The sequence below is a fragment of the Bacteroides intestinalis DSM 17393 genome, from assembly GCF_000172175.1.
Taxonomy (GTDB): domain Bacteria; phylum Bacteroidota; class Bacteroidia; order Bacteroidales; family Bacteroidaceae; genus Bacteroides; species Bacteroides intestinalis.
In genome coordinates this window covers 129,952-142,043 of record NZ_ABJL02000001.1, presented here as the reverse complement: position 1 = coordinate 142,043, position 12,092 = coordinate 129,952, and the positions used below count along the sequence as shown (strand labels likewise).

Annotated in this window: 11 protein-coding genes; 1 reads left to right on the top strand and 10 read right to left on the bottom strand. The window is 43.3% G+C overall.

Annotation, left to right across the window (positions count from 1 at the left end):
* Positions 1-11: 11 nt before the first annotated feature.
* From BACINT_RS00545 to BACINT_RS00525, 5 genes are read right to left on the bottom strand one after another with little or no spacing between them, the layout of a single operon-like run.
* Positions 12-560, bottom strand: coding sequence for a DJ-1 family glyoxalase III (locus BACINT_RS00545; RefSeq protein WP_007659720.1), 549 nt, complete (start codon positions 558-560; stop codon positions 12-14).
* 14 nt (positions 561-574) lie between these two features.
* Complete coding sequence (locus BACINT_RS00540) at positions 575-1,402, bottom strand: TonB family protein (protein ID WP_044154558.1); 828 nt, start codon at positions 1,400-1,402, stop codon at positions 575-577.
* A gap of 50 nt (positions 1,403-1,452) precedes the next feature.
* The gene (locus BACINT_RS00535; protein ID WP_181982215.1) at positions 1,453-1,866 is read right to left on the bottom strand and encodes an ExbD/TolR family protein; all 414 of its coding nucleotides are present in this window, start codon (positions 1,864-1,866) and stop codon (positions 1,453-1,455) included.
* A gap of 36 nt (positions 1,867-1,902) precedes the next feature.
* A complete protein-coding gene (locus BACINT_RS00530) occupies positions 1,903-2,619 on the bottom strand; it encodes a MotA/TolQ/ExbB proton channel family protein (RefSeq protein ID WP_007659717.1) in 717 nt (238 codons plus the stop codon).
* Complete coding sequence (locus BACINT_RS00525; RefSeq protein ID WP_025725903.1) at positions 2,619-3,332, bottom strand: pyridoxine 5'-phosphate synthase; 714 nt, start codon at positions 3,330-3,332, stop codon at positions 2,619-2,621. Before BACINT_RS00525 ends, BACINT_RS00530 begins: the two co-directional genes overlap by 1 nt.
* A gap of 104 nt (positions 3,333-3,436) precedes the next feature.
* Here BACINT_RS00525 and BACINT_RS00520 point away from each other — a divergent pair, with 104 nt between their 5' ends.
* Entirely contained in the window at positions 3,437-4,306 is an 870-nt protein-coding gene (locus tag BACINT_RS00520; RefSeq protein WP_007659715.1) for an NAD kinase, read from the top strand.
* A 111-nt stretch (positions 4,307-4,417) separates the two neighbouring features.
* Here the strand turns inward: BACINT_RS00520 and mdh are convergent, their stop codons facing one another.
* From mdh to BACINT_RS00495, 5 genes are all read right to left on the bottom strand, one after another.
* Positions 4,418-5,359, bottom strand: coding sequence for a malate dehydrogenase (mdh, locus tag BACINT_RS00515; RefSeq protein ID WP_007659714.1), 942 nt, complete (start codon positions 5,357-5,359; stop codon positions 4,418-4,420).
* A 355-nt stretch (positions 5,360-5,714) separates the two neighbouring features.
* Positions 5,715-6,578 carry a phosphoenolpyruvate carboxykinase (ATP) gene (locus BACINT_RS00510; RefSeq protein ID WP_007659710.1) on the bottom strand — a complete coding sequence of 288 codons (864 nt, stop codon included), beginning with the start codon at positions 6,576-6,578 and terminating at the stop codon, positions 5,715-5,717.
* Positions 6,579-6,583: 5 nt separating this feature from the next.
* Positions 6,584-8,239, bottom strand: coding sequence for an ABC transporter ATP-binding protein (locus BACINT_RS00505; protein WP_007659709.1), 1,656 nt, complete (start codon positions 8,237-8,239; stop codon positions 6,584-6,586).
* The gene (locus BACINT_RS00500; protein WP_007659707.1) at positions 8,232-9,374 is read right to left on the bottom strand and encodes a Wzz/FepE/Etk N-terminal domain-containing protein; all 1,143 of its coding nucleotides are present in this window, start codon (positions 9,372-9,374) and stop codon (positions 8,232-8,234) included. Before BACINT_RS00500 ends, BACINT_RS00505 begins: the two co-directional genes overlap by 8 nt.
* Positions 9,375-9,532: 158 nt before the next feature.
* A complete protein-coding gene (locus BACINT_RS00495; protein WP_157448639.1) occupies positions 9,533-12,037 on the bottom strand; it encodes a hypothetical protein in 2,505 nt (834 codons plus the stop codon).
* Positions 12,038-12,092 lie beyond the last annotated feature (55 nt).

The following is a 12,092-nucleotide window of genomic DNA, read 5'->3' as shown; positions in this document are numbered from 1 at the left end:
AAAAATGAAAGTTAGATGACACACATTGCCTCTTTCAGTTCCTGTACCTTCTCTTTTCCGAGCATCATATCTACAACCGTCAGAGCAAATTCCATCGCAGCACCCGGTCCTTTTCCGGTAATGATATTACCGTCTCTTTCCACCGGAGCACCTGTACATTCAGCACCTTCCAGATATTGTTCAAAGCCGGGATAGCAAGTTGCCTTGCGGCCTTTCAGCAAGCCAAGCTTACCCAACATCATAGGAGCGGCACAAATGGCAGCAATCGGTTTATTCTTTTCAGCAAAATCCAAGACCAGTTTCCGAAGTTCCGGGCACTTCTCCAAAGTAGCTGCTCCGGGCATTCCACCGGGTAAAAGAACTAAATCTGCGTCATAGAAATCACAGTTCACTACATTCTTATCGCAAAGCACTGGTACATCATGTGCACCTGTTACTATCTCATCGGGAGTCACCGTTATCATTTCCACGTTCAGCCCTGCACGTCTCATTACATCCACAGAGGTGAAAGCTTCCACTTCTTCAAATCCGTCTGCAAAAAAAACATAAACTGTACCCATAATTGTTCTCCTTATTATTTTAGTTTAAAGTAATATGTTATCGTCCCTGTCTGGTTATTCAAGCCCTCTACTTTATTGAAGCGCGCTTTCTTAGCAGCATCTTCAGCCGCCTTCCGCAAGGCAGAATTTATGGTATTGGTCTTCCGGTCAATCCTAGTAGCAATAACATGTCCTGCCGGATTTACAGTAATAGAAACCACCACAATCCCTTCATCCTGCACATTATATGCCGGACGCGGCAAACCTCCTTGTCCTATAGAACGTCCGCCGAGGTCAAAAGTTCCATAACCTCCCGTTCCACTCGACGCACCTTCTGGCGCATTTCCGGTGGGACTTCCCTGGATACCTGTTCCCTCAGTCGTACCTTTGCTTCCCATTTGCGCTCCTTTTCCGAAGGCACCTGCCACCCTCTTGCGGGCAGCCTCTTCCGCCTCCCTCCGTTCCCGCTCAGCTTTAGCTTCCGCCAACTTCCGGGCTTCTTCCGCTTTCTCGGCTTCCGTCTTCTCCGGTTTTTCCGGCTTCTTCTTTACTTCTTCCTTTTTAGGTTCCGCTTTGGGCTTGATAACAACGGTTTCTTCATCCTCCTGTGTAAGCATCTCCTGTTCTACCGTCTCCTGTACTTTAGGAGCAACGGTCTCGGGCATCACATCCACTTTTACCAGGGAAGGGTCAGCACTTCCAAATGCATTGGGCACTTCACCCAGCATTACCGGCATACCGTCTTCATCCTGCTGCTCCGGCAAAGCGAAGCCCACCAGTATCAACAGGAGAATGAACGCTACATGTACCAGCAACGCACCTACTATTCCTATATATTTGCCTTTCTTCTTCGGATTCACCATTGCCATTTACTATTTAACCATTTACAATGTACAATTTAGCCATCGTACATTTATTTGCTTTCCGGCGGACGTGTAGCCAGCACCATCTTGAACTTATTCTCATTGGCAATATTCAGCACTTTCACGATCTCCCGGTAAGGCACAGCTTCATCAGCATAAAGCGCCACATACATTTCCGGTTCTTTCGCAGCGCACGATTGCAGGAAAGGAGTCAATTCTTCCAAAGAAATCGCCTGCTCCTTATCATTTCCAAACGCCGCGTAAAAATTCAGGTCCTTATCGATAATAACCCGCGTCAAGGGCTTAGCCGACGTCTGCTGTTTTCCCTGCGGAAGCAACACCTTGATAGCATTCGGCGAAACAACCGTAGACGTGATCATAAAGAAGATCAGCAACAGGAAGATGACGTCCGTCATGGATGCCATACTGAAATTGGGCGATATTTTAGCTCTACGTTGTAGCACGCTTAGTTCAATTATTAATTACTAATTATTAATTACTTAGGAAGCGGGTTCATTCAAGAGGTCCATGAATGCCATGGTCTTAGCCTCCATCTTATTCACCACGCCGTCCACCAGAGTCACGAGGTAGTTATAGGCAAACATCGCAATAATACCCACGATCAAGCCACCTACCGTAGTGATCATAGCTTCGTAGATACCGCCCGAAAGCAATGTGATATCGATGTTGTTGCCTGCATTGGCCATTTCGTAAAAAGCACGCACCATACCGGTCACCGTACCGAGGAAACCAATCATCGGCGCACCTCCGGAGATGGTTGCCATAATCGTCAATCCTTTTTCCAGTTTCGCTACCTCAATATTTCCCACATTCTCAATGGCAGCCTGCACATCATTCACCGGACGTCCCAAACGGCTGATACCTTTCTCAATCATACGGGCAGCCGGAGTATTTACGCTGCGGCAATAGGCTATGGCAGCTTTTATTTCTCCATCCAAGATATAATCCTTTATCTTATCCATGAACATCGGGTCCTCTTTGCCGGCTTTCCTGATCACATAGTTGCGTTCGAACAAGATGTAGAAACAAAGAATGGACAGCAGGCCAAGAACGATCATAATCCAACCACCCTTGACAGCCATACTCCATAAGTTCATCTCTTCAGGACCAGCTACCGGAGTCAATACCGGATTGGCGCCCGCAATAGAATCGGTCAGCGCCGGAGCCACTTGGGCTAATAACAACATTACATTCATCAACGAAGACAGTTTTTATATTCCTGAATGGTACGTTCCAATCCCAGATACAGAGCATCGCTTATCAGCGAGTGTCCGATAGAGACTTCATCCATCCATGGAATGTTTTGATATAAATAATTCAGATTCACCAAACTCAGGTCATGACCGGCATTCAGCCCCAGCCCCAGACTACGTGCCACTTTGGCTGCCTCTACAAAAGGAGCAACGGCGGCTTCCTTATTCTGCGGATAAGCGGTCGCATAGGGTTCGGTATAGAGTTCCACCCGGTCGGCACCAGCTTTGGCAGCATACTCTATCATCTCCGCATCCGCCGATACAAATACGGAAGTACGGATGCCTGCATCATTAAATGTTTCGAGTACTTCGGTCAGAAATTCCAGATTCTGCTTGGTATCCCAGCCTGCATTAGAAGTCAACTGAGTCGGACTATCCGGAACCAGAGTCACCTGATGCGGCTTCACTTTCAATACCAAATCAATAAATTCGGGGGCAGGATATCCTTCGATATTAAATTCAGTACGAAGCAACGGGCGAAGATCATACACATCCCTCTGGCGTATATGACGTTCATCAGGGCGTGGATGTACGGTAATTCCTTCCGCACCAAAGCTTTCACAATCCAGTGCTACTTTCACCACATTAGGTACATCCCCTCCACGCGCATTACGCAACGTCGCAATCTTGTTTATGTTTACACTTAATCTAGTCATAATTCGGATCATAGTTTGCCGCAAATGTACAAATAATAGCGATACATTGGCAGCGTTCTGAGAAAAAAACACCATATTTGCATTTCATTAAGAAAGTACAGACGATGAAATTTGCCATATTTGGAAATACTTACCAAGCCAAAAAATCAACACATGCGGAAACTTTATTCCGCTTGCTGGAACGGCGTAATGCCCAGCTTTGCATTTGCAGGGAGTTCTATAACTTCCTGACTTCCGACCTGCACATGACTATCGCTTCCGCCGAACTCTTTGACGGAGACGATTTTACAGCAGATATGGTCATCAGTATCGGGGGCGACGGTACGTTCCTAAAAGCAGCCAGCCGGGTAGGCAAAAAGAATATCCCCATTCTGGGCATCAATACCGGCCGCCTCGGTTTCCTGGCAGACATTTCTCCGGAAGAGATGGAAGAGACTTTCGATGAGATTTATAATAACCACTACAAGGTGGAAGAACGTAGCGTGTTGCAATTACATTGTGATGATAAAAAATTGATGGAATCGCCTTATGCACTCAATGAAATTGCTGTATTGAAACGCGACAGTTCTTCAATGATCAGTATTCATACTGCTATCAATGGGGCCCATCTCACCACTTATCAAGCGGACGGGCTGGTGGTATCCACCCCTACCGGTTCCACAGCTTATTCGCTGAGTGTCGGTGGTCCGGTTATCGTGCCTCATAGCAAAACGATCGCTATCACTCCGGTGGCTCCGCATAGCCTGAATGTCCGTCCTATCGTCATTTGTGATGATTGGGAAATCACCCTTGATGTTGAAAGTCGCAGCCACAATTTTCTGGTTGCCATCGACGGGCGTAGTGAATCCTGCAAAGAGACAACCCGCTTGCGAATCTCACGGGCTGATTACAGTATTAAGGTAATCAAGCGCTTCAATCATATTTTCTTTGATACGCTTCGCAATAAATTGATGTGGGGGGCGGATGTAAGATAAATAACATTATCAGACTACTTCTGAGATTGAATACATGGCAAAATTAGGGGGTTGATTCCTGATGGAATCAACCCCCTAATAATTTATTTATGTATGAAATAGTTTTCCCGATTAGAGAGCACCTACCTCTTTCAATGCAGCGTTGGTTCCGTGAACAGCTTTAGCGCTGGCAGCAAATTTTTCTTTTTCGTCAGCAGTCAGTTCCAGTTCAACGATTTTTTCAATACCGTTCCTGCCCAGGATAACGGGAACACCGATACAAAGATCAGATTCACCATATTCGCCTTCCAGCAATACAGAGCAAGGAATCATCTTCTTCTGGTTGTGAATGATAGACTCAACTACATAAGCTCCTGCTGCACCCGGCGCATACCATGCGGAAGTACCCAGCAACTTAGTCAGAGTTGCACCACCTACCATAGTAGAAGCAACAACTTCGCTCAATTTTTCTTCGCTCAACAGTGCGCTAACCGGCTGTCCTTTGTATGTAGCCAGACGAGCCAAAGGAATCATAGTTGTATCACCATGGCCACCGATTACCATACCTTCTACTTCGTTTGCATTGCAACCCAAAGCCTGAGACAGGAAGTATTTGAAACGAGAGCTATCCAAAGCACCACCCATACCGATAACGCGGTTCTTAGGCAGACCCAAAGATTTCAATGCCAGATAAGTCATTGTATCCATCGGATTAGAAATAACTACAAGGATAGCGTTGGGAGAATATTTCAATGCATTTTCAGCAACTGTTTTCACGATACCGGCATTTACACCGATCAACTCTTCACGAGTCATACCCGGCTTACGGGGAATACCTGATGTAATAACGATAACGTCAGAGTTTGCAGTCTTCTCATAGTCATTGGTACAGCCCACAATGGTGGTATCAAAACCCAACAATTGAGCAGTCTGCATCATATCCATTGCCTTACCTTCTGAAACGCCTTCTTTAACATCCAGCATTACCACTTCGTCAGCCACTTCATTAAAGGCCAACACATTAGCGCATGTAGCACCTACGTTACCTGCACCTACTACGGTTACTTTTGACATAATCTTCAATTTTTTGTTTATATGTGTTATAAAGTTGCGACAAAAGTACAACGACATTCGTAATTAAGGAAATTTTTCCGTAATAATTTTAGTTAAATACTCTATCCGATGTGCAACATCTTAAAGGCAGGTAACAACCAACGACGTAAAAAACGTAGTCGATACCACCATTCCCATTAATAAAAAGGGCAGCACCAGGCAGGTAGTTCATCCTCAGAAGGATAAGGAACCACTTCCACCTGGTCTACCCCTCCCCTGATAAAAGGATACATGCTTTGCCCATCAATCAAAAGTGTCAAAGTTTGCCCTTGTTTTAAAGCCTCAGCCACTCCGGCAAAAAAGTCATTGGATACCGTTATTTTTCACATACTCCGAAAATAGTTTCACAAGAAAGACGAGCCGCCGCCGCATCAGGAAGACAAGACAGATGATAAACCGGCACGTTCGAAAGTAAGTTACTCAAAGTCCCACTGATAGAGTCATACAATGCATCATCATAGGCAAAACAAGGAGGACATGAAGGGTGTAAAGCTCCATAGCCCTGAGCTATATTTAGCCGTTCTATTTTATTGAATGTAGCTTGCGACAATCGTACACAGGCTGCTAACGGATAACTCTCATTCTTGTAGCAAGGTGTCTTTCCACTCCATGGACTACCATATACCCATGGTTTTCCGTCTATGATGCGAAGAATAGGACTGTCATCATTCAGCAAAACAGCCCCCTCTATGTTTTCGCGCCACAAACGGGTGTGCGTACTTTTTCCAGTACCACTCTCTCCCAAAAAGAACACAGCTTTACCTTGATAGCAAATGGTACTGGTATGAATGGCCACTGTTTCGAAAGGAGTTGCAGCCACTCCATACGCAATCCAGCAGGCAAAGCGTAGTAATATAGGTGCAAAGTTGCCCGTAAAATAAGCAATACGGGCATCTTGTATCATCCACATACTCAATGGTTCAGCATCCGGGAAGGTCATATCAAAAACATACCCGTCGGTATAACGTCCAAAACGGCTGACAATGCCGTCTATTTCACTACGATAGTACACTTGTTCAAACACCGGTGCTTGATTGAGAGTTGTTATAAACTGGCAAAGCGGTTCACCACCGGATTTAGTTTTAAATACCGGAAAGCCGGGTAATGCTTCTATCCTTTGTACCAATCTATCCCCTTCCACACGGATACGATGTCCGGCTATTAAATAATCCTGTTCCATTTCTTTTATTCTTTATTGTTATATACTATATCACACGTGTCCAGATCGAATATTCGGTCACAAAAGGACAACGAGCTTTCACGGTGGGCTATGACAATCAATGTCAGTTCACGATGCTCTCGTGAAAGCATTTCCAAAGCATGATTAATTTCCTGTTCCGTCTTGTTATCCAGAGCAGAAGTGGCTTCATCAAAGAACAGTACTTCAGCCTCCTTGTAAAGTGCTCGTGCAATGCCAATCCGTTGTTTCTGACCACCGGACAATCGGCTACCGTATTCGCCTAATGGTGTGTCCAATCCTTGTGGTAATTCATCTGCCCATTCCTTCAGTTGCACTTGTTCCAGAACCTGCATCACCTTTGTAAGGTCAACTTGCGATTGCCCAAGTGCAATGTTATCAGCGAGTGTCCCTTCTATAATAAATATTTCCTGCGGTACATATCCCACCAGTTTATGCCACTCACTTCGGTTAGTAGAGGTCAGTTTCCTGCCATCTATAAGTATCTCGCCGGATGTAGGTGGAAAGAAGCCGAGCATCAGGTTAAAGAGAGTCGATTTCCCCGAACCGCTTGCTCCGCGTACACCGATACGTTCACCACGACTGACAACCAGATCTAAACCGCTGAAAAGTGTATGTCCATCAGGAAATGCGAATTCCAGCCCACACAATTCAAGGGTATGGGTAAATTCTAAAAGAGATTCACTTGGTAAGTTTTTGGGTAATTCGTCACTTATAACAGTAATACCTTCTTCCACTACCGTTATGGTATGCGAAGCATTTTGAAGCGTTACCCAACTATTCAATACGGATCTCACTGCAGGAATTAGTCTGAAAGCCGCTACTGCAAACACACCGCTTATCAATCCCAGGTCACCACTTCCCGTACCAATCAGCAATGCCAGTCCGATCACTATGGCTACTTCAGAAAGGAAGGATGGAAAAAGTTGGTACACTTCCATACGCAAACGGTTCCCAATAATAGAATCCAGACCTTGATTGAAGGAAGCAAGAGAAGTATAAAATGCTTGGGCAATTTCCAGTTCTGCATATCCACAAAAGGCTTCCACCACCGTACGGCTCTGCTTGCGACGTGCTTCCAATTCCTCCATACCATAACGTCGCAGGCGTTTCTTAACTAAACAGATATACAATACCGATAAGAACAGGAACGCTCCACAGAGCAAACAACCGGCATATGGTTTCCAGATGATAAGTGCCAATACTATTAACAATATCAGTACCGCTTCTCCTGCTATACGGAAAACAGGGGCCAATACGCATAAACTGAACATATAGCATACATGATTCACTTCATGCCCAAGCCTTACACTGCTTTTTCCTTTTAAATAGAGTAGCCCTCGATGATAATAATTGGCAAACATACGGGTACTAAACTCCCGATATATTTCCAACTGATAACAGCTTTGTACATGTGCCAGAAGCATAACTAAGGTGTTCTTTAGCAATACAAACAGTAATACGACACCGCATACTGCCAGCATCATACTCCGACCGCCATCTTTTACCACTATTAATAATATTGGCACCAGTGCCGCTATTCCTGCAAAGTCGAGTATGGCACGTGTTAATACAGAGAATACTACCCATACACCACGCCTGCGTTGCTCTTCTGACAACAATCGAACAATATTTCTAACCATCTGCTACTCTTCTCTTTTTTAGATCTTTAAGGAAGCCTTTGGCAAACAATACCCAGACCAAACTTCCTGCACCACTCAAAAAGACATACATCACAAGAATCGTCATCTTCCTGGGTTTAGAGGGTTTAAGTGGAACTACTACCGGCTGGATAACCGCATAAACAGGCCTTATCTTCTCTACTCTTGCCATAGCTGCCTGAACCAGTTGTTTCGTCTGATTGTAGGTAGTTTGAGCCAGCTTCATTTCATTCCGTAACCTTACCAGTTCAGCGCGTGAGGTTAACTTCACTAACCCTCGGTTAACATCCGCATACCGGGTATATTTCTCCTGTGCACTGTAATATTCCTCCTGTGCCTCTTTACGAAGTTCTTCTGTATATTTCAGGAATTTGCGTGCTTTACCTGTCCTGTATTCCGTTATATATTCTTTCAAGTATACTCGTACGATATCTGCCACAGTAGCTGCAACTAACGGATCTTGCATGGTGACAAATATGGTTATAGTTCTTTTCTTTTTGTCCACCCCGATATTGATTCTCGAAGCGATAGCACCTGCCATGCCTGCTTCTTTGCGAGTCAGCCGAAAAGGGTTTATACCCATCTTTGTCCCAGTTTGCCCGCTATCTTCATTTGATTCATCTTTGAATAGAGATACGATCCATCCAGTCAGTTTGAACGGAACTGAAGTAATAATTCTCCACCATGGCGCTTTCTGGCGTTCTTTTAGATACTGCGAAAGAGGAATCGAAACACTATCTTTCTGTTCGCGTACCTTGATGTCGAAAAGCCGTATAAGAAACGGCGTCGAATTGATGATTTCCGGATATAAAACCGGAAAAATGGCATCTTTTTCACCTGTGATTGATGAACTCAGATTGTCATCTTCCATATTTACTAATGCACTTTTACCCGGATAAGCCCTTCTGCTTTCCGGGGCAATAAGGGTACTTGCTGTATATTCCTTAGGAGTGCTGAAGCCTATAACTAACCCTACAATAGCTCCGATACCACACATTCTCAAAATCAATTTCCGCGAGTCCCAGACTTTCTTTACCAGTTCCAATAGATTAATCTCCTGTTCTTGAGAAGATGGTGGTCTCATATCTTTCCTCTCGTTTATAGTATTGCTATTCATCTTAGTTTCACTCGGAACTTCTTCTGAAAAAAAACGCTTGCCAAGACGAATGTCTTGACAAGCGAAAATTAAACATTCAGATTATATAATCCTATCCAGTCAGTTTTTCCTTTTAAAGAAGAATGAATAGACTCATTCTTCTTTAATTCAAAGGTATATTACTTCTTGACTCCGTATTCCTTACCCAACCAAGTAATTGTACCAGACTGGCTAACACGGATACCACCATAAATATACCCCTTATTGTCTACAGTGTAGGTTGTGGAATTGTTATTGTCAACTTCTGCCTGGAATTTGCCAGTCAAGACAACTTCTACATTATTCGTCAATTTTATACCGTATGCTAAGGTGATGTCTTTCACTGCAACTTTTGCATAACTAGCATAGTCACCTGTAGAAGCTAATTCATTATTACCTTCGAAGTACAGCAGAGCTTTCGATGCTGTAAGTCCCATAGTAGAAGCCTTAGTCGGGTTAAATGTCAATGTAACGCCTTTTTTTACTGTGATCTTAGTAGCATTGGTCAAGCTCCAAGCTTCAGAGTTGGCGTCAGAAGCCTTAGAAATGATATAGTGAGTTACACCATAAGAATTGGCGTTCTTCATGAAATCTGCCTTCTTTTCATTGTCACCTGTTCCAGGAACAATACCATCATTGTACTCAGCAATGAATTGACCATCCTCTACGTTAGTAATATTGACATTTTTCTTGTCTCCACTCTTAGCATAATAATAGTTGATAACATTGCTGTTGTTCAATGTTGCTACTTGGCCGGTAACACCCGTCAACTGAGCAGTATAGTATAAGTTGATAGTGCCTGTATTACTTACGACTGCATTACCCTTGAAACTCAGGATACCCTTAACTTCCATAGTACCCTTGTTCTCACTCTTGTTTGCAACATTCAATTCACCAGCTTCTTCATTCGTAACTAAAATGTTAGTGCTTCCATTCAAAGTTGCAACACCAGTAGTCAATTTTGCACCGTTAACGTTCAGAATAGAGTTTTGCTCTGTTACAAAAATACCTGTTGTGAAATCAGCGTTTACATCCAGAACTGCATTTTCTGAAACTACTATATCTATTTTGTTAGAAAGATTAGTCAACTGACCAGCGCCAATCTTGTTATTACCATTAAATTTGATAGTCACTTGTTTATCTGAGTGTTCCTTCAAACGTAATGTATTGCCTGCAGTAATGAATGTTTTGATAGCTTCGTTATCACTTTCAGCAGACCAGTCGAAATCAGTCAATTCCAAAACATTGTTAGCGTCATCACCGTCAACACAGAGATCAAAGCGCCTATTCGTTACATTTCTGCTATTGATACGTTCGATGGTAGCAAGCAAATCGTTCTGAGTTTTAATACAGTTGGTTTCAAATTCCAAATCATCTACATTTACTTCTATAAAACGAGTACAGAATGCTCCTGTTCTTGCAGCCCATCCACCTGCGTAGAATGCTTCAATATCGTTGATCTTGACAAATTTATCACTCTCTACTGCATTAGGACCTAAAACGAGCATACCAGTAGGATCGCTTTTTTTACTTTTATACCAGTCGCTTTCTTCAACTGTCACAACACCATAGTTAGTATGGATAACCAAAGCCAATTTATAGTATTCTTTCGTAAAATAGCTGTTTTTTTCTGTGTAAGGCATCAACAGGAAATTTACGCGACCAGTAGATTTAGCCACAGGTTGTTCGATAATAGTAGTGATGCTTGAAACTTTATTATCATTGACAAACAGCCCCTCCTGAGTTTCTATCGTAGGCAATGCGTATTTGGAAGTACCGCTCAACGATGGAATACCAAATTCATCATATGCACCCTTATTATATCTTTTGATCTTACTCATGTCAAACAGACCGGAAGTCGCAATTTTGTCTACAGCCCAACCTTCATTTTGGGTTGTCACTATCAGGTCAACGCTTTCAATCTGTATCTTTTCAGGATTTATAATTGTCTGCGAACCTGCTTTAAAGGTCACACGAGCATCCAACATGTTGGCAAAACGAAACATCTCCATATTAATAGCTTTCGACATGCCGGCCTCTTCATTTTGCAACGGATAAATGTAAGTAGCATTTTTGTTTGTTTCTTGAGTTTGCTCATCTACTCTTCTTGACACCCACGGCATATTGTCCACAACATAAGACAGTACCTCTGTCGGCTGGGTCAAGTCCGTACTTCCCTGAGATTGTATTGCATCAACACTCAAGCCAAACTTACCATCTACTTTATATCTGTCAGAATAAGGATAGTAAGCAAAGTATTGGCCTTCTAATACCTGACCATCCTGCATTCCAAAAATATTATTGTCAGGATCGTTGCAAGTCATACGGGTATTACTTGCCCAAAATGCAGTAGTTGGAAGTACAGTCGGATCATATTCTTTCCCCTTAGTAAGTTGTTGTTGAATTTCCGGTGCATTCACCCAAACTAGTCCAACTTGGTCTCCTGCCTTCCACTTTAAATTCCAACCGTCATTTACCATTCTGGTTGCGACATTTGTTTCTTTATTAAAGGATAGAGTGACGTTCTCCAACGGTTTCCCTTTGTATTGTACTTCCGGTTCTACGTTCACCAGAGCCTCTTCCTGGCTACATGCTACAAATAAAGCAGGCAGCGCACAAGCCATTAATAAATGTTTTGTTTTCATTGCAATTAGTTTAAATTTTAAATACATTAATTGATATACGTTCGCCTAGATTCAA